The following is a 19,132-nucleotide window of genomic DNA, read 5'->3' as shown; positions in this document are numbered from 1 at the left end:
TGCCGCGTGCGGAAGTTATTGCGTCGTCGTTCCAGTGTGGCAATATGCGGCGGGAGCTACGACACAAGATAGCGGCTGCCCAGTATTTCAGGCCTTTCACCGCCCGTTAGCCGCATTCCGCCGGCCCCGTTACCTTTACCGCTCCTACCACCAACTATCGACCGAATGGCTAACCCCAACGACCCTTCCCTGCACTCCTGGATTGATATTGCCCCCGGCAGCGACTTTCCCATTCAGAACCTGCCCTTCGGCGTGTTCGAGACGGAGGAGCGCGGGCCGCGGCTGGGCGTGGCCATCGGCGAGTACGTACTGGATCTGTACGCCGTGGCGCAGTTCGGCTTTTTCGAGGACCTGGAGCTGGGCGCGAAGATGCCCAAGGTGTTCCGCCGCCGCTCGCTCAACCAGTTCATTGCCCTGGGCCGGCCAGCGTGGCGGGCCGTGCGCCAGCGCGTCTCGGAGCTGCTGCGCCACGACAGTACCGCGCTGCGCTCGGATGAGGTGATGCGCGAGTGCCTGCTGCGCCAGACGGAGGTGCAAATGCTGCGCCCCGTGAAGTCCCACAACTACACCGATTTTTACAGCAGCATCGAACACGCCACCAACGTGGGCATCATGTTCCGCGACCCGGCCAACGCCCTGCTGCCCAACTGGCGCCATATTCCCATCGGCTACCACGGCCGGGCTAGCAGCATCGTGGTGAGCGGCACCGATATCCGCCGGCCCAACGGCCAGCGCAAGGCCCCCGATGCCGCCGCCCCCACCTTCGGGCCGTCGCAGCAGCTGGATTTCGAGCTGGAAGTAGGCTTCATCGTGGGCCAGGGCACGCAGCTTGGCGACACCGTGCCGATTCAGCACGCCGAGGACCATATCTTCGGGCTGGTGCTGTTCAACGACTGGAGCGCGCGCGACATTCAGAGCTGGGAGTACGTGCCACTGGGGCCATTTCTGGGCAAGAGCTTCGGCAGCAGCATGTCGGCGTGGGTGGTGACGCTGGACGCGCTGGAGCCGTTCCGGGTGGCCGGGCCCGTGCAGGAGCCGGAGCCGCTGCTGTATCTGCGCCAGCTGGACAAGCACAACTTCGACGTGAACCTGGAAGTGGAGCTGCAGCCCGAAAACGGCCCCACCACCACCATTTCGCGCTCCAACTTCGGGCTCATGTACTGGAGCATGGCCCAGCAGCTCACCCACCAGGCCTCCAACGGCTGCAACCTGCAGGTCGGCGACCTGTACGCCTCGGGCACCATCTCGGGCGCCACGCCCGACTCGCTGGGCTCGATGCTGGAGCTGGCCTGGCGCGGCACCCGCCCCCTGCCCCTGGCCGACGGCTCGGAACGCAAGTTCCTGCTCGACGGCGACACTGTGACCATGCGCGGCTACTGCGAAAAAGACGGCCTGCGCATCGGCTTCGGCGAGGTGACGGGCAAAGTGCTGCCGGCCCCGGTGGTGTAGAGACGCAATATTTTGCGTCTCCTCGCGTGCGAATCGTTCAATGCCAAGACGCAAAATATTGCGTCTCTACAGCTGTCCGATTACCCCTCGTGTCAATTTCGACAGTTTCCTAAAGCTCGTTTCCCTCTTTTCATAAGTGGGAAACGAGCTTTTGAATTTTAGCCCTGACTTAGGTACCCAGCCGCCAGCTCCCTGAACTCTGCTATCTGCTGCTGCTCCCAGACTTCGGAATGCCCCAACTCGGTGGCAAGCAGCTGCGCTACGGCTGGCGCTGCCGCTTCGGCCGCGGCGGCATCCAGAAACAGCAGCCGCAGACGCCGGGCCAGCACGTCGGCTACGGTGCGTGCCATTTCGTGGCGGGCGGCCCACACTACTTCTGCCCATACATAGGGGAAGCCGGGCGCTACTAGCGCCGCCCAAGCGGGATTTTCGACCAGCAATTGCTGCAGCGCAGGAGCGTCGGAGCCGTACGCGGCCAGCGCGGTGGCGGGGCCGGACGGCACCGGGCCTGCGCCATGCAGGGGAAGCGCGGCGGTGCGGCAGGGCACTGTGTCCAAGGCTGCGAGCTGTTGGGCGCGGTCCACTACGTCTTCGGCCATCTGGCGGTAGGTGGTCCATTTGCCCCCCGTGATGGTGAGCATGCCAGAAGCCGCTACCAGCAGCTTGTGGCTGCGCGAAATTTCCTTGGTGGCGGCCCCGGCCTGCGCCGACGCGGCCAGCGGGCGCAGGCCGGCCCAAGTGCTGAGCACGTCGCTCAGGTGTGGCGGGCGCGTGAGGTAGCGGCCGGCCGTTTCGAGGATGAAGCGTATTTCTTCGGCCTGGGCGCGGGGCTCGGCGGTGGCCTGCGGCACCAGCGTATCGGTGGTGCCCACCACCACCCGGCCCAGCCACGGCACCGCAAACAGCACCCGGCCGTCGGGCGTCTGCGGAATCATCAGCGCTTCGGGGCCGGGCAGAAAGTCGGCGGGCAGCACCACGTGCACGCCCTGGCTGGGGCGCACCAGTGGCGCGGCGGCGGGCGTGTCGAGGCGCAGCACTTCGTCCACGAACACGCCGGTGGCATTCACCACTACTTTGGCCCGCAGGGCGTAGGCACGGCCGGTTTCCTGGTCGTGGGCAGTGGCGCCGCACACGCGGCCGGCGCTGTCTTTCTGCAGCGCGGTTATGGCCATGTAGTTGAGCACCGTCGCGCCGTGGTCGGCGGCGGTGCGGGCCAGCGTGAGGGCCAGGCGGGCATCGTCGAACTGCCCGTCGAAGTAGCGGACGCCGCCGCGCAGGCCCGAGGGCTGCACGCCCGGCAGGTGTTGAGCAGTTTCGGCAGCGTTCAGCGCCCGGGCCCCACCGATACCGCGGCGCCCGGCCAGCAGGTCGTAGAGCTTCAGGCCCAGCAGGTACCAGGGCCGCTCCCACCACCGGTAGCACGGAATGATGAAGGCCTGCCGGTGCGCCAGGTGGGGCGCGTTGTGCAGCAGCCGGGCCCGCTCGCGCAACGCTTCGCGCACCAACCCTACCTGGCCCTGCGCCAGGTAGCGCACGCCGCCGTGCACCAGCTTGGTGCTGCGGCTGCTGGTGCCCTGGGCAAAATCGGTGCGCTCCAGCAGCAGGGTTCGGTAGCCGCGGCTGGCAGCATCCACGGCCACGCCCAGCCCCGTAGCGCCGCCCCCGATGATGAGCACGTCCCAGACCGGCGATTCGGTGAGCTGGGTTAGGTGAGTTTCGCGCAGAAAGTCGGGCATGGGGCTGGGTGCAGCGTCGGGCGGAAAAGCAGGCAAACAAAATGGAGCAGCCAACTTACGTCAGCTGCTCCACATTTGCCGGGATAAGAAAACCGCTATTTGCGGCCCTCAATAATCTCGTCGACCACGGCCGGGTCGAGCAGCGTGGTGGTGTCGCCGAGGCTGCTGATTTCGCCTTCGGCCACCTTGCGCAGGATGCGGCGCATGATTTTGCCGGAGCGGGTTTTGGGCAGGCCACTCACAATCTGAATCTTGTCGGGCTTGGCGATTTTGCCGATCTGGGCCACGATGGTTTCGATGATGCTGGCCTCGATGTGCGCCTTGTCGGACTCCTTCTCGCAGGCGCCCGAGCGGCAGATGACGTAGGCGTAGATGCCCTGGCCCTTCACGTCGTGGGGGAAAGCCACCACCGCCGACTCGATGACGTTGTGGTTCTGGTTGATGGCGTTTTCGATTTCGGCCGTGCCGAAGCGGTGGCCGCTCACGTTTATCACGTCATCGACGCGGCCGATGATGCGGTAGAGGCCCTGGTCGTCGCGGCGGGCGCCGTCGCCGGTGAAGTAGTAGCCTTTGTAGGGCGCGAAGTAGGTTTGCACGGCCCGGTCATGGTCGCCGTAGGTGGTGCGGATGATGCCGGGCCAGCTGTGCTTGATGGCGAGGTAGCCCTCCTGGTCGTTGCCCTCGATTTCGGTGCCGTCCTGGTTGAGCAGCACGGGCTGGACGCCGGGCAGCGGCAGGCCCGCGTGGGTGGGCTTGCTGGGCGTGATGCCGGCCAGCGCCGAAATCATGATGCCGCCGGTTTCTGTCTGCCACCACGTGTCCACGATGGGGCAGCGCTCCTTGCCCACGTGCTGGAAGTACCAGTACCAGGCTTCCTCGTTGATGGGCTCTCCTACCGAGCCCAGCACCCGCAAGGAGTCGAGGGAGTAGCTGAGCACGTTATCAAGCGGCGCGGCCATGAGGCTGCGGATGGCCGTGGGCGCGGTGTAGAAGATGCTGACCGAATGCTTGTCGATGACTTCCCAGAAGCGGCCGGCGTCGGGGTACGTGGGGATGCCCTCGAACATGAGCGAGGTGCTGCCGGCCAGCAGCGGGCCGTAGAGCAGGTAGGTGTGGCCGGTCACCCAGCCGATGTCGGCGGTGCACCAGTAGATGTCGTTTTCTTCCACCTGAAACACGTTGCGGAACGTGTAGTCGGCCCACACCATGTAGCCGGCGGTGCTGTGCACCACGCCTTTGGGCTTGCCGGTGCTGCCCGAGGTGTAGAGAATGAACAGCGGGTCTTCGGCGTCCATTTCCTCGGCGGGGCAGGTTTTGGCCACGCCCTCGGCTTCCTCGTGGTACCACACGTCGCGGCCGTCCTTCATCTGCACGGGCCAGCCGAGGTGCTCCACCACGATGACGCGGCGCACGCCGGGGCAGGTTTCCAGGGCTTCATCCACCACGCGCTTTACCGGAATCTGCTTGGCACCGCGGTTGAGGCCGTCGGCAGTGAGCACTACCGTGGCCTGGGCGTCGTTCACCCGGTCGGAAATGGCCGTGGCCGAGAAACCAGCAAAGATGACCGAGTGCACCGCCCCGATGCGGGCACAGGCCAGCACCGCAATAGCCAGCTGCGGAATCATGGGCATGTAGATGCACACCCGGTCGCCCTTCTCCACGCCGTTGTTGTGCAGCACGTTGGCAAAGCGGCAGACCTCCTGGTGCAGCTCGCGGTAGGTGAGGCGCAGGTGGCGGGTTTTGGTGTCGTTGGGCTCGTAGATGATGGCCAGCTTGTTGCCGCGGGTGGCCAGGTGCCGGTCGAGGCAATTTTCGGTGATGTTGAGGCGCGCGCCCGAAAACCACTCGTTGTGGCCGGTGACCATGTCGGAGTGCAGTACCTTGTTCCATTTGCGGCGCCAGGTGAAGGGCGCGGCCACATCGGCCCAGAACTGCTCGGGGTCTTCGGTGCTGCGGCGGTAGGCATCGTGGTACTCTTCGAGGGTACGGATGCGGGCGTGTCTGACGGGAGCTTCGGGCATGGTATGGGGGGATGAATGTAGCATAGGCTTTAGCCTGTGCCGGGTAGAGAAAAGGTTGATTTTGCTTCGGGTGAGGCAGAAATTCCGGATTGCCGGACGGCGGACGGCACAGGCTGAAGCCTATGCTACAGTTCAGGCAAACGCCTGCCCTATCTGCCTTCGGCGCAGCACCTCCCGGATTTTGTCGAGAATGGCGGGGTCGTCGATGGTGGACGGGATGGGGCAGTCGTCGCCGTCGGCGAGCTGGCGGAGGGTTTTGCGCAGGATTTTGCCGGAGCGGGTTTTGGGCAACCGCGCCACCACGGCCGCGTGCCGGAAGCAGGCCACCGCCCCGATCTGCTCCCGGATCAGGCGCACCAGCTCCTGCTCCAACTGCGTTTCGGGGAGGCTGTGGCCGTCTTTGAGCACCACCAGCCCCACCGGCACCTGACCGCGCAGCTCGCAGGCAATGCCCAGCACGGCGCACTCGGCCACGGCCGGATGGGCGGCCAGCAGCTCTTCCATCTCGCCGGTGCTCAGGCGGTGGCCGGCCACGTTCATCACGTCATCCACCCGGCCCATGATGTAGAGGTAGCCCTGCTCGTCGCGGTAGCCGCCGTCGCCAGAGAGGTAGTAGCCGGGGAAGGTGTCGAGGTAGCTGCGCTGGAACCGGGCGTCGTCGTGCCAGAGGGTGGGCAGGCAGCCGGGCGGCAGCGGCAGGCGCACCGCCACCAGGCCAGTGGTGCCGCGGGGCACGGGCAGGCCGGCTTCGTCAAGAATCTGCACGTCGTAGCCGGGCACGGGGTGGCCGGCGCTGCCGGCGCGGGGCGCGGGCATATCGGGCAGCCCCACCAGCGTAGCCAGCATCGGCCAGCCCGACTCGGTCTGCCACCAGTGGTCTACCACAGGCACGCCCAGCGTGGCGCCGGCCCAGTCGTAGGTGGCGGGGTCGCACCGCTCGCCGGCCACGAACAGGTGGCGCAGGCTACTCAGGTCGTACTGCCTGGCGAGCTGGCCGGTGGGGTCTTCCTTCTTGATGGCCCGGATGGCGGTGGGCGCCGTGAACAGCACCCGTACCTGATAGTCCTGGATGAGGCGCCAGAACGTGCCGGCGTCGGGCGTGCGCACGGGCTTGCCCTCAAACAGCACCGTGGTGCAGCCGTGTAGCAGCGGCCCATACACGATGTAGCTGTGGCCCACGGCCCAGCCCAGGTCGGAGGCGGCCCAGAAGGTTTCGCCAGGCTCGACGCCGTAGATAGCGCTCATGCTGTACTTAAGGGCCACGGCGTGGCCGCCGTTGTCGCGCACTACGCCTTTGGGCTTGCCGGTAGTGCCGCTGGTGTACAGGATGTAGAGCGGGTCGGTGGCATCGAGCGGCACGGCCGCCACGGGGGCAGCTTGCAGCAGCACCTGATAGTCCACGTCGCGCGGCAGCGGCCCGTCATCCTCCGAAGCACTCGGTTGGTCCTCGGAGGACGTCCGGTTATCCTCCGAGGATGTCGAGTTGTCCTCCGAGGACCTCCGGTTGTCCTCCGAAGCACTCAGTTGGTCCTCCGAGGACGTCTGGTTGTCCTCCGAAGCACTCAGTTGGTCCTCCGAGGACGTCTGGTTGTCCTCCGAAGCACTCAGTTGGTCCTCCGAGGACGTCTGGTTGTCCTCCGAAGCACTCAGTTGGTCCTCCGAGGACGTCTGGTTGTCCTCCGAAGCACTCAGTTGGTCCTCCGAGGACGTCTGGTTGTACTCTGAAGACCTCCGGTTGTCCTTGGAAGTAGACACGTTCATTTCCGCTATGCAGAAGTCGCGCTGCAGCACTACCACGTGGGCTGGTTTGTGGGTGGCTTTGCTGATGGCGGCATCCACGAGCGACTTGTAGGGAATGGGCGTCGTGACTTCCATGCCCGCCGAAGCGCAGACGATAACGCGGGGCTGGGCATCGTCAATGCGCACGGCCAGCTCGTGGGGTGCAAAGCCGCCAAACACCACCGAATGCACCGCGCCCAGGCGGGCGCAAGCCAGCATAGCCACCACCGCCTCGGGCATGTTGGGCATGTAGATGATGACCCGGTCGCCGCGCTGCACGCCCAGCTGGCGCAGGCCGCCGGCAAAGCGGCTGGTGAGGTCCAGCAGCTCGCGGTAGGTGTAGCGGCGCACGGTGCCCGTCACCGGCGAGTCGTAGATGAGGGCCAGCTGGTCGGCGCGGCCGTTTTCCACGTGGTAGTCCAGGCAGAGCCAGCTGGTATTGAGCTGCCCGCCCCGAAACCAGCGGTAGAACCCGGTATCGGGGGCCTGGCTGAGCACCGGCCGGGGCGGCTCCTGGAACCAGTGCAGCTGGCTGGCCTGCGCGGCCCATAAGGCTTCGGAGTCCAAGAGGCTGGCGGCGTGCTCGGCAAGATAAGAGTGAGAAGCAGAGTTCATGGGCGGGAGGCTGGATGGCGGGAGGTCGGCGGGCAGGAGGCGGTTGTATCGGAAGCCTGGGGCGGCTAGCCGCTGCGGGCCAGGGGCAGCAGTTCCCGCACTTTTTCCATGAGCTGGCGGGTGCTGAAGGGCTTGGGCAAGTAGAGGTCGGCGCCGGCGTCATAGCCTTTCTGCACGTCGGCCTCCTTGCTTTTGGCCGACAGCATCACCACGCGGGTGGCGGTGCGGTCGGGGCGCTGGCGCAGGTGGCGGCACACCTGGTAACCGTCCACATCGGGCATCATGATATCGAGCAGCACCACGTCGAAGGCGGTGTGGTCGATGGCCTCCAGGGCTTCGGTGCCGTTGCGGGCAATAGTGACCTGGTAGCCACTCTTGCGCATCAGAAATTCCAGCGACATGACGATGTTGGGCTCATCATCGACAATAAGAATGTGCGGGGCCGTGGGCATGGGGCAGTTGGTTTTCGGAGGATGGGGCAGGTGGAGCGGATGGGGCGGAATTGCGGAAGAACGTCATGCTGAGCTTGTCGAAGCATCTCGCTTGCTGACGTTGGAATGGTAATCTGACGTCAGCACGCGAGATGCTTCGGCTACGGCTGCGCCTTCGCTCAGCATGACGTTCTTTTTTAACAGGTATCATACAACCGGCAGCTCAAACGAGAACCGGGCGCCCTGCTCGGGGGCGCTTTCCACCCAGATGCGGCCAGCGTGCAGCTCCACTATTTTTTTGGTGATGGCCAGCCCCAGCCCCGAGCCCTCGGGCTTGCGCATGGTCTGGTTGCGGGCCTGAAAAAACTTGTCGAAGATGAGCTGGTGAAACGCCGGGTCGATGCCCTTGCCGTTGTCCTGCACCGTGATGCGCAGGCAGTCGGCGGGGGTTTCCACGCTCACCAAAATGCGGCCCTCCCCGTCGGCGCGGCACGATTTGACGGCGTTGGAGAGCAGGTTCACCAGCACCTGCATCAGCCGGTCCCGGTCGCCGGAGAGGGGCGGCAAACCGGGCGGCACGGCCAAATCGAGGTGGATGTGCTTGGCGCGCATGAGCTGGCCAATGGCTTCCAGCGCGTCGGTAATGACGTCGGCCACGTCGACCGGCGCCTTTTCCAGCGTGGCCTTGCCCGACTCGTACTTTTCCAGGTCCAGCACCAGCGTAATCAGGCGGCTCAGGCGCTCCGACTCCTTGGTGATGGTGAGCAGAAACCGGTGCTGCTCTTCTTCCTCCAGGTCGGGGTTGTCGGTCAGGATTTCGGACAGCGCCCGGATGCTGGTGAGCGGCGTGCGCAGCTCATGCGTGACGGTGTAGAGGAACTCGTCTTTGTGCTGATCCAGTTCCTGCAGCTGGTCGTAGGCGGCTTGCAGCTCCTGGGTGAGGCGCTGCAGCTGCCGCTGCTGCTTCTGCAGCTGGCGGTTGGCTTCCAACAGCTGCTGGCTTTCTTTGAGAATACCCACCACGTTGTCGAAGCTGATGTCCTCCACTCCTACCGACGAGCGCAGCAGCAGCCGCGCCGAAGCCGGCCCGATGCTGCCGGCCAGCAGCTTCTCGGCGTAGGCCAGCAAGCGCGGATCGGCCTGAAGTGGCACCACCGCGCCGGCTTCCTCGGGCGCGTGGGCGTCCGGAAACCGTTCCTCGAAGGCCCGCAGCGCCTGGTTGGTGCGCTTCTTCCCGAGGAAGCCGGCCAGCAGCTCCCGCACGTCGGGCAGCGCCGCCACGCCCTGCCAGCCCGCCCGCCCCTCGAAGCCGGCACCATGCCGGAACACGTCCACGAACACGTCGGCCTGGTGCAGCTCCAGGGCCGTGGGCTGCCGCTTTAGCGACACACCTACGTACAGCGCCAGGTTGAAAAACCAGCTCCAGAACAGCCCGTGCGACAGGTAATCGAGGCCTTCGAGGTGGAACAAGGCAAACGGCCGCAGCCAATGCAACCCAAACAGCCCCTCGCGCAGCACGGTGTCGGGCAACAGCTCGGGGCCGACCAGCGTGGGCAGCACCAGCGTGTAGAACCACACCACAAAGCCCGCCAGAATACCAGCCGTGGCGCCCTGCCGGGTGCCGCCCTTCCAATAGAGGCCGCCCAGCACCACCGGCACAAACTGCGCCACCGCCGCAAACGACACCAGCCCAATATTCACCAGCGGCAGCAAATGGCTGACCTCCACGTAGTAGCCGTAGGCCAGCAGCAGCACCAGCACCACGGCCAGCCGGCGGCTGTGCAGCGCCACCTGGCCCAGGTAGGCAAACCAGCGCGGCCCCTCGGCACGAGCGGCCGGCACCCGCACCAGCAGCGGCATCAGCAGGTGGTTGCTCATCATCACGCTCAGCGCAATGGTTTCCACGATAATCATGCTGCTGGCCGCCGACAGCCCGCCCAGGTAGATGAGCAGCGCCAGCCACGGCCGACCCGCCTGCAGCGGCAGGGCCAGCACAAACGTGTCGGCATCGAGCTGGCCGGCCCCGTCGAGCAGGCGCCCTCCAAAGGCCAGGGGCAGCACAAACAGGTTGATGACGATGAGGTAGAGCGGAAACAGCCACATGGCCTTGCGCAGGTGGTCCTCGTTGACATTTTCCACCACGGCCACCTGAAACTGCCGCGGCAGCAGCAGAATGGCCGACATGCTCAGCAGCAGCAGCGTAAGCCACTGGCTGCCGCCGGTGCCGGCACCCTGCAGCGTAAACAGCCGGCTCAGGTCGGGCACTTTGGCAGCCCGCTCAAATACGTCGGCAAAGCCGTCGAACAGGCCGTAGGTGACGAACAGGCCGGCCGCCAGAAACGCCACTAGCTTTACCAGGCTTTCCAGCGCCACGGCCAGCACCATGCCCTCGTGCCGCTCGGTGGCCTCGATGGAGCGTACCCCAAAAATGACGGTGAAAAACGCCAGCGCCACCGTAGTAGCAAACGCCGACGACACTGCCACGCTGCCCGAGGCCTGCAGCGTGCCGCCGCCCCCGGTCAGGATATCAAACGATGCGGCAATGGCCTTGATCTGCAATGAAATGTAGGGCACCACGCCCAGCACACACACCACCGTCACGAGGGCGCCCAGCCAAGCACTTTTGCCGTAGCGCGCCGAGATGAAGTCGGCAATGGACGTGAGGCGCTGCAGCCGGCAGATGCGGATGATTTTGCGCAGCACCAGCCACGCCATCGGGGCCATGAGCGTGGGCCCGAGGTAGATGCCCACGAACTCCAGCCCGAAGTAGGCCGCCCGCCCCACCGAGCCGTAGTACGTCCAGGCCGTGCAGTACACGGCCATGCTCAGGGCGTACACATACGGGTTGCTCACTAGGCTCCGCCGCGCCGAGCCGGCACGCCGCTCCGCCGCATACGCCACCCCAAACAGCAGGGCGAGGTAGCCGAACGAAAAGCCAATGACGAGCCAGGTGGGCATGAGTTGAATGAATAATTAAGAAGTAGAAATTAAGAATTCACGGACGGTCTGGGGAGCGGAAAGATGTTGGCTGGGTGATTGAACCGGGCAGAAAAGCGTCTATAACCCGCTTCTACCAACACGGCCCAGTCAATTCTTACTTCTCAATTTTTACCTGACTTCCCTCGCACCAGCCAACCCGTCAGCGCCACTAGGGCGGCCCAGATCAGCAGCACGTAGAGGTAGAGCCCCGGCACCCCACCGATGCGCGTTTCCCGGTCGAAGGTGCCGAGAAACGGGAAGGTGAGCAGCACCCCGAACAGCACGGCCACAAACAGCAGACGCTGGCCGCGGCGCTGCTCCGGCTGGTCGGGCAACGGGCCGGGCGGTAGGGGCGGCACAGGTTTGGTGGGTGCAGACATCAGGCAGGTCAGAAAGCCGCAGAAAATAGGGTGGCCAATACCGGCTGGCCTGGCCGAAACATACAAAATCCGCCGAACCAACGGCCCGGCGGATTTTATAGGTTTCGGCCGGAAACAGGCAGCCTATTTTACATCGCCGGAGTTTTCCTCCATCAGCTTCACGTTGCGCACGTCCTTCATCAGCGCCTGCCCAATAAACCAGCAGATCAGGGCAATGATAACCGGATAGAGCAGGCCGGCGAAGCTGCTGTAGGTTTTGAACAGCGTGCCTTCGGGCTGGGCCGCGGCGCGCAGCGTGAGGGCCGTGGCAATGAACGGCACGAAGCCCCCGAATACGCCGTTGCCGATGTGGTAGGGCAGCGACAGGCTGGTGTAGCGCACCTTCGTGGGGAACAGCTCCACCAGGTAAGCCGCAATTGGGCCGTAGGCCATCGTCACGAACAGCACCAAGCAGAACGTAAGCACCGTCATGGGCACGAGCTGAGGCGTCAGCGCTTTCATCACAGCTGGCACGGCTTTGCCGGTGGCATCTACGGTGGCGGCCGTTACCTCGGTCAGGGGGCCGGCAAAGGCCTTGAGGCCGTAGAAAATCGGGATGGTGAACAGGGCGCCGCAGAGCAGGCCCATCATGATGATCTTTTTGCGGCCGATCCGGTCGGAGAGGCTGCCGAAGTACACGAAGAACGGCGTGGCAATCAGCAGGGCAATGCACAGCACCAGCGAGGCATCCACGAGGTCGAGCTTGAGCGTGTTCTGCATAAACGAGTAGGCGTAGAACTGGCCGGTGTACCACACCACGCCCTGGCCCATGGTGGCGCCGAACAGCGAAATCAGCACGAGGCGGCGGTTTACGGGGTTCACGAACGACTCGCGCAGCGGGTTGGTGCTGGTTTTGCCCTCAGCCTTGGCCTTGGCAAACAGCGGCGACTCGTGCAGCTTGCGGCGGATGTAGTACGAGGCAATTACCAACAGACCCGACAGCAGGAACGGAATGCGCCAGCCCCACTCCTTGAAAGCATCCTCGCCCATGGTTTTGCGGGTCGTGATGATCACCAGGATGCTCAGGAACAGGCCGGCCGTGGCCGTAATCTGAATAAACGAGGTGTAGTAGCCGCGCTTGTTGTCCGGGGAGTGCTCGGCCACGTAGGTGGTGGCACCGCCGTACTCGCCGCCCAAAGCCAGGCCCTGCAGCAGGCGCAGCAAGGTCACGATGATGGGCGCGGCCACCCCGATTTTGTCGTAGCTCGGAATCAGGCCCGTCACGAACGTGGCGCCGCCCATAATCAGCAGCGTCAGCAGGAACGTGTACTTGCGCCCGATCATGTCGCCGATACGGCCGAAGAATACGGCCCCGAACGGCCGCACCACGAAGCCCGCCCCAAACACGGCCAGCGTGCCCAGAATGGTATCCTCAATCTTGCCCGTCGAGCCGAACAGCACCGGCCCGATAATGGCGGCCAACGAACCAAAAATGTAGAAGTCGTACCACTCAATCACGGTTCCCACTGAAGAGGCCGTGATTACCTGCCAGATCTTGCTGGTCGAAACGTCGTTGTTGTCGTGGCTCACGGCTTCGGCTGTGCCAGCTACGGGAGCAGCCCCGGAATACGCTCCGGAGTCGCGCTGCGGTAGGTTTTGGTTCATGATGGACAGAATGAAGTGGGAAGATGAAGTTGCGGGTGAAAACCACGTCCGGCGCAGAAATCAGCCCGTTTTCCGGGGCCGATTCCTGCATTTCTGGCCGTAAGTGGGAAGGGAGTTTCCTACAGAGCGACTTGCGTCTGGAGCGTGATTTCCGGCTTATAGTTCACGTTGTTCACGTCCGTGAAATCGGGACGGGCGCGGTAGTTGAGCGTGAACTTGGCGTTGTGGCCGTCGATGTAGAAGTTGGCGCCCGCATCGAAGATGTTCACGTTTTTCTGCTCACCGTCAGCCTTGCGCAGGCCTTCGTAGCCGGCCAGCAGGTGCGAGGCGTAAGGCTGCACCCGCAGCTTGGGGCCCAGCAAGCTTTTGGGCAGCAGATAGCCGGCCTGCACGTAGCCTACGTTGCCGGTGCCGGAGTGCGGCACGGCGTTGCCGCGGCGGGCATCCGTGCCCCAGCCGGTGTTGGAGGCCCCGATGAAACGGGTGTGGTTGGGGCCCATGTTGTAGTTGTAGTACACGGCGTAGGCCGTGAAGGCCGTGCCGGTTTCCTTGTTGATCGGCGTATCGAAGAACACGTCGGCCGAGAACAGGGCAATGTCGTGCTTCTTGTTAGGCACCGTGTTGAAGGCGCTGGTACCCGCGGCGTTAGTGGCCGCAATGCCGGCTGCATCCAAAACGCTGCTGGCATCACGCGACACCATGCCATCCTTGTTGTAAAAGAAGCCAGCCCCGATGTTGAATACGCGCTTGGAACCCAAATACGTGCCGACGTTGAACGGCAACAGGTTGGACTCCTGGTCCAGAAACTCCCACGCCACGTAGCCCTGATACACATGGTTCGTGCCCTGTGGATTGTACTGCGCCACGTTGCTGCCGCGGTTTACGGCCGCACTCCCCGTGCCGGTGGTAGCGCCCAAGCCCAGCGGCGTGCTCAGGGCGCCAGTCTGGTTGGTCAGGAATGATTCGTTCACCGAAAACGCATAGTCCAGCTTGCTTACGCGGCCTTTGGCGTACACGCCAATGCCCCGCACAAACTGGTCGATGGCTTCAATGGTAGGCCAGTTGGTGAGCGGCGCGTCCAGCGTGAGGAAGTTGATGGTGCTGGAGCGCGTCATCCGCGACAGGCCATTCTGGTAGTGCATGCCGGCACCCAGGTTCAGGTACTTGTTCACCTTGTATTCCACCACGGCCTCGTGCACAAACAGCTGGGGCTTCTTGCCATCCACGGCCGGCGCCGTACCACCGCTTACCGCCGTCTGGTTGTTGATGCCGATGTGGGTGTACACCAGGAATCGCGGATTCAGCTGCGAAAGCACAATGAAACGCGAGCGGCGCAGGGCAAAATCCACCTGGTCGGATTGCGGCTTGCCAGGAGCCCGCAGCGTGCCGGTGTTGTTCTCGGTATAACGGGCCCACACCTGATGCCAGGTGATGAAACGGATGTATTTGGAGCCGTCGGCCGAGATGTTCACCTTCATGCCCGGCCCGTACGGGGCCGATTCAGTGGGTGGCGGCGGCGTGGCCGCTACTACCGGAGCGGGCGCAGCGGGGGCTGGGGCCGCTGGTGTGCTGCTGGGTGGCGGGGTGGGCGTCACCTGAGCGGAAGCTCCAGCGGCCGAAAGCAGGGCACTCAGCGCCAGTGCGTAACGGTTTTTTTGCATGGTAGAGGTGGTGGGAATGGAAGTGGGAGAAGCGCAGAACCGGCAGCTTGTCCCCTGCCGGGGCCAGACTACACCACCAAGTAGTAGAATCCCTGAACAGAAGCCACTTCGTTGCTATACTTCTGCTAATACCTATAGCTCCTACCCCTGCCGGAACCGTTCCCAGCGGATCATCATGTACTTATCGCCCAGCTCTGTGACCATCAGACCAGCCTCTTTCAGGTTTTCGGGTTTCTGAAAAAACTCCGCCAACTCTTTCTGATTAAGAATTTTGTAGGTTGGATGGTACTCCGTCTGCCGCGGAGCCTTGACGCCGTATTTCTTCACCCAGTTCATTACGCTCACGTGGCTCACGCCCAGCAGCCGCTCTATCTCCCGGTAGCTCACGCCCTCTACATACAGTTGTAACGCCTTAATGACGTAGTATGAATTGGTTTCCTTGCCCGTCTTGGCCACCGAGTAGTGGTAGCCGCAGTTGCGGCACTTATAACGCTGCCTGCCGCCCACAATGCCGCTTTTGGTGGCTTCTTTGGATTCGCACTTGGGGCAATTGAACTGGGACATTACGCGGTGAGTAAGTGGTTACTAAATAGCTATAGCTATTTAGTAAAGATATAGTATTTTAGCAAGTATTGAGCGTTATACGGTGATTTACCTTTGCCAGCCATGAACTACGGACGACATAAGAAGATACGCGGCGGCAAACGCCACCTGAAACGCCTTGTGCGGCTAAGCCAAACCGCGGCGTCACTCTCAGAGCAAAGATTACAACAGTCTGGTTACAACTACAAGTGGCTTGGCCTTGGCGTCTGGCACTGGCACCACCGGCAACCGCCGAAACGGGTACGGCAGCTGGCCGCCCGGCACCTGCTCACCACGTTTCGGGCGTGGCAGCGGCAGCTACAGGCGCAGCCCGAGCCATTCTATCTGGCTATCTGGCTGGTTTGTAGCCCTGAGTTTGCACACAGCTCAAAAGTAGTAGCAGCTATCCAAGGGATGCGGGCGCGGTATCGTGACAGGCTTCAGGAAGCTGACCCAGCGGGTCCTCCGCTGCCGCCAGAATATAGGCAGTTGCCCGGGGCCAATCAGCTGACGTGGCACGCGCACCCCTGGGAAATTCTGGTGGATTCGTTTGATTACCCGGATGGCTGGCCAGCCTGGGCCCTGGCAAAACCGCATTACCTCTGCCAGCCGGAGGATAACGATGAGTACCTCATGGTGCAGACCGGCTGGGTGTGGGTTGGGCAGGCAGCCGCTGACTCACCCCTAGCCACGTAGCAGGGTGGCCAACAGGGCATCCACGGCCAGGGCCAGGCGGCGCATGTCCAGGCGGGCCAGGGTGTCGGTGGGCTGGTGGTAGTGCTTGTTGCGGTAGAAGGCCGTGTCGGTGAGCAGCACGGCGGAGTAGCCGAACTGCCAGTAGTTGAGGTGGTCGGAGAAGTCGATGCCGGGTAGCCACGCCGGGGCCTTGAAGCGCCGCACGGGCAGCGTGGCCAAGCCTTTGTAGCGGCGTGCAAACTGCCGCCCAAACTGCCCGTTCCCGAATTTCTGGGCCACCGTCACGTAGTTGCCGCGGCCGCCATACACCCATTTCAGCGGGCCAAACGGATAGTCCTGGCTGCCTTTTCGGTCGTCGTAATAGCCCAGCATTTCCAAAGCCACCATGCCGCGCACCGGCACGCCGGCCTCGTGCAGCGCCCGGGCGTGCACGTAGCTACCCATCTGCGGCGTCCGGAAAAACGGCGGTTCTTCCAGCGTGTAGGCCACCAGCTCGATGCCGTAGGGCAGCGTGGGCTGGCGCCCCAGCAGCCGGGCCAGCTCCAGCAGCGCCGCCACGCCGGTGCCGTTGTCGTCGGCGCCGGGCTGCTCGCCGCACACATCGTAGTGCGCCCCCACCACCAGCCGCGGCCCGGTAGCAGGCCCGAAGCGGCCGATGACGTTGTAGTAGGTGTTGCCCTGCACCTCGTAGGGCTGGCGCACGGGCTGGGCGCCGGCCGCCTGCAGCTGCTGCTCGATGTAGCGCGCGGCCTGGTTGAGGCTGGGCAGGTGCTGATAGTTGCGCGGCTCGGGGGTGCCGACGAGGGCCACCAGATGCTGCCGCAGCTGGCTGGTATCGGCCGGGGCAGGCACGGCAATGGACTGGGCAGCAGCAGGCAGGGGCAGCAAGGCCGCTAGCACCACCGGTAGAATAGCAGATGGCATAGATGTGGCAATAAGCAGACGACAACTAGGCCGGAAAGATAGCCGACTCGTCGAAATGCGGGTGGTATTCGGCGAGTAGCGGCACGGTGGCGCTTGCCACGCGTTGCGCAGGTGTTTACCTTCACGCATGACTATCTGCCGCTGGCTGCCGTTTTGGGGTATTTTGCTGCTGCTGGCCGGCGCGCCGGCGCGGGCCCAAAGCCCCCAGTCGGCCCCGCTGCGGCGCGCCCTGGCCCAGGCCACCTCAGACACGGCCCGCGTGCTGCTGCTGGCCGACCTGAGCGCCACCTACCGCTACTCCCGCTTCGACTCGGTGCGCTACTTTGCCCGACAGGGGCTGCGGCTGGCACGCCGTATCGGGTTCCGCCGGGGCGAAGGGCGCTGCCTGTCCCGTTTGGGCATTCTGATGGGCGAGCGGGGCAACCTGCCGGCCGCCCTGCGCGTGAACCTGCAGGCTCTGCAGCTCAATGAAGACAGCCACGACTTGGCCGGCACGGCCCGCACGCTCAACCAAACCGGTCTGCTCTACTTCGCCCTCGACGATTTCCGGCCCGCCCTGCGTTACTTTCTCCGCGCCCTGCAGCTGTATGAGCAGAGTGGCAGCACCGACGACTCGCAGCTGATCAGCGTGCTCACCAACCTGGGCGCCAGCTACGAGGGGCTGCATAAGCTGGATTCCACGGCCTACTTCCTCAACCGGGCGCATGCTCTCACCATTGCCCCGCACCCGCGCGGCTGGAGCTGCTGGGGCAACCCGCTACCCTACGTATTGCGCGAAATGGGCCTGCTGCATGCCTCACGCGGGCAAACAGCCCAAGCCATTGTGTACTATCACCGCAGCGCAGCAGCCGCGGTGCCCGAAAACGACCAGCGCAGCCGCAGCCGGGCCTATCAGTACATGGCCGAGCTCTACCGCTCCCGCCAGCAGCCCGATTCCAGCATCTTCTACGCCCGGCAGGCCCTTGCGGTAGGCCAGACGCTGCCCTTCACGCTGGGGATTCTGCGCAACAGCGCCCTACTGGCCAATGCCTTCGAGGCGCAGCGCCGCCCCGACAGCACGCTCAAATACCTGCGCATCATGCTCACGGCCCAGGATAGCCTCTACGACCCGCAGCGCATCAAGCAGCTTGACGCCATCGGCTTTGCCGAGCAGCAGCGCCTGCGCCAGCTGGAAGACGAAAGCGCCCAGCTTAATTCGTCTATTCGGCTGTATCTGCTTTGGGCCGGCCTGGGCATTCTGTCCCTGACAGCCTTGCTGCTGGGGGCATTTGTGTGGCGGCAGCGCCGCGCCAACCACGTGCTGCAGCAGCTCAACCAGCAGGTGACGGAGCACAAAACCCAGCTTACCCAGCAGCGCGACCGGCTGGCCCACATGCTGCAGGATCTGCGGGCGGCCCAAAGCCAGCTGGTGCTGCGCGAGAAAATGGCCACTCTCGGCGAGCTGATGACGGGCGTGGCGCAGGAAATCCAGAATCCGATGAGCACCGTGAAAAACCTGGCTGCCATCAGCGTAGACCTGTGCCAGGAAATTCGGGAAGAGCTGGCAAAGCTGCCGCTGGCTTTTGATGAGCAGCAGGACATTGAGGGTATGTTTGAGAACCTGAGCCGCTACCAGACGCGCATCGTGAAGCAAAGCCAGCGCGCCGACGACATTGTGGCCGGCATGCTGGACTACTCCAGCAGCAGCCCCGCCCAGCGCCAGCCCACCGACCTCAATGTGCTGGCCAACGAATACATGCGCCTCGTTTACCACGACCAGCGCCTGAAAAACCGCCTTTTCAACGCGGCCCTGCTGCCGCGCCTGTGGCCCGAGCTGCCGATGGTGCCGCTCGTGCGCCAGGATGTGGGCCGGGTTCTGGTGAGTTTGTTCACCAACGCTTTCTACGCCGTGCAGCAGCGCCAGCGCCTGGGCCTCGACGATGACTATGTGCCGCAGGTAACGCTCGTCACGGAGCTCATCGGCGACTACGTGGAGGTGCGGGTGCGCGACAATGGCCTGGGGATTTCGGCGGCGGCACAGGCCAACGTGTTTCAGCGCTTTTTTACGACCAAGCCCAGCGGCGAAGGCACGGGCCTGGGTTTGGCCGTCAGCTTCGACATCATCACCCGCGGCCACGGGGGCTCGTTGCGCGTGGAAAGCGTGGAGGGCGAGTACACCGAGTTTATCATGCAGCTGCCCGTGGAAGCCAAGCCGCTACCCATTGCCTGGACCACCCCGGCGTAGCGCGGTTCCGG

At 64.1% G+C, this 19,132-nt stretch carries 13 protein-coding genes; 3 read left to right on the top strand and 10 right to left on the bottom strand.

All coding sequences use genetic code 11. The features are described from left to right. The first annotated feature begins 165 nt into the window (after positions 1 to 165). Positions 166 to 1,449, top strand: coding sequence for a fumarylacetoacetase (fahA, locus tag O3303_RS04435; RefSeq protein WP_269560859.1), 1,284 nt, complete (start codon positions 166 to 168; stop codon positions 1,447 to 1,449). A gap of 158 nt (positions 1,450 to 1,607) precedes the next feature. Here the strand turns inward: fahA and O3303_RS04430 are convergent, their stop codons facing one another. The 9 genes from O3303_RS04430 to O3303_RS04390 form a co-directional block, all read right to left on the bottom strand. Beyond that, positions 1,608 to 3,221, bottom strand: coding sequence for a glycerol-3-phosphate dehydrogenase/oxidase (locus O3303_RS04430; RefSeq protein WP_350356607.1), 1,614 nt, complete (start codon positions 3,219 to 3,221; stop codon positions 1,608 to 1,610). Positions 3,222 to 3,280: 59 nt separating this feature from the next. Next, positions 3,281 to 5,206 (bottom strand): acetate--CoA ligase, encoded by a 1,926-nt coding sequence (acs, locus tag O3303_RS04425; RefSeq protein WP_269560858.1) that lies wholly within the window; start codon positions 5,204 to 5,206, stop codon positions 3,281 to 3,283. A gap of 132 nt (positions 5,207 to 5,338) precedes the next feature. After that, positions 5,339 to 7,600: an AMP-binding protein gene (locus O3303_RS04420; protein WP_269560857.1), complete on the bottom strand. Its 2,262-nt coding sequence runs from the start codon at positions 7,598 to 7,600 to the stop codon at positions 5,339 to 5,341. A gap of 65 nt (positions 7,601 to 7,665) precedes the next feature. Further along, on the bottom strand, positions 7,666 to 8,052 hold the full coding sequence (locus O3303_RS04415; RefSeq protein WP_269560856.1) for a response regulator transcription factor: 387 nt from the start codon (positions 8,050 to 8,052) through the stop codon (positions 7,666 to 7,668). Positions 8,053 to 8,238: 186 nt separating this feature from the next. Continuing rightward, a complete protein-coding gene (locus O3303_RS04410) occupies positions 8,239 to 10,989 on the bottom strand; it encodes a sensor histidine kinase (RefSeq protein WP_269560855.1) in 2,751 nt (916 codons plus the stop codon). A 143-nt stretch (positions 10,990 to 11,132) separates the two neighbouring features. After that, positions 11,133 to 11,390 (bottom strand): hypothetical protein, encoded by a 258-nt coding sequence (locus tag O3303_RS04405; RefSeq protein ID WP_269560854.1) that lies wholly within the window; start codon positions 11,388 to 11,390, stop codon positions 11,133 to 11,135. Between the two features lie 123 nt (positions 11,391 to 11,513). Then, the gene (locus O3303_RS04400) at positions 11,514 to 13,034 is read right to left on the bottom strand and encodes an MFS transporter (RefSeq protein ID WP_269560853.1); all 1,521 of its coding nucleotides are present in this window, start codon (positions 13,032 to 13,034) and stop codon (positions 11,514 to 11,516) included. Positions 13,035 to 13,153: 119 nt separating this feature from the next. Continuing rightward, entirely contained in the window at positions 13,154 to 14,695 is a 1,542-nt protein-coding gene (locus O3303_RS04395) for a hypothetical protein (protein WP_269560852.1), read from the bottom strand. A gap of 141 nt (positions 14,696 to 14,836) precedes the next feature. After that, on the bottom strand, positions 14,837 to 15,259 hold the full coding sequence (locus O3303_RS04390) for an IS1/IS1595 family N-terminal zinc-binding domain-containing protein (RefSeq protein WP_269560851.1): 423 nt from the start codon (positions 15,257 to 15,259) through the stop codon (positions 14,837 to 14,839). A 102-nt stretch (positions 15,260 to 15,361) separates the two neighbouring features. On the opposite strand from O3303_RS04390, the gene O3303_RS04385 reads away from it, so the two are divergent. Next, positions 15,362 to 15,973 (top strand): hypothetical protein, encoded by a 612-nt coding sequence (locus O3303_RS04385; protein WP_269560850.1) that lies wholly within the window; start codon positions 15,362 to 15,364, stop codon positions 15,971 to 15,973. On the opposite strand, the gene O3303_RS04380 is transcribed toward O3303_RS04385, so the two are convergent. Beyond that, positions 15,962 to 16,897: a M28 family peptidase gene (locus O3303_RS04380; RefSeq protein ID WP_269560849.1), complete on the bottom strand. Its 936-nt coding sequence runs from the start codon at positions 16,895 to 16,897 to the stop codon at positions 15,962 to 15,964. The two genes, O3303_RS04385 and O3303_RS04380, sit on opposite strands and share 12 nt — an antisense overlap. Positions 16,898 to 17,024: 127 nt before the next feature. Here O3303_RS04380 and O3303_RS04375 point away from each other — a divergent pair, with 127 nt between their 5' ends. Further along, on the top strand, positions 17,025 to 19,121 hold the full coding sequence (locus tag O3303_RS04375; RefSeq protein WP_269560848.1) for a tetratricopeptide repeat-containing sensor histidine kinase: 2,097 nt from the start codon (positions 17,025 to 17,027) through the stop codon (positions 19,119 to 19,121). Positions 19,122 to 19,132 lie beyond the last annotated feature (11 nt).

It is taken from the genome of Hymenobacter canadensis (genome assembly GCF_027359925.1).
Classification (GTDB): domain Bacteria; phylum Bacteroidota; class Bacteroidia; order Cytophagales; family Hymenobacteraceae; genus Hymenobacter; species Hymenobacter canadensis.
The sequence above is the reverse complement of the archived record's forward strand: the minus strand, read 5'-3'. Positions and strand labels throughout refer to the sequence as shown.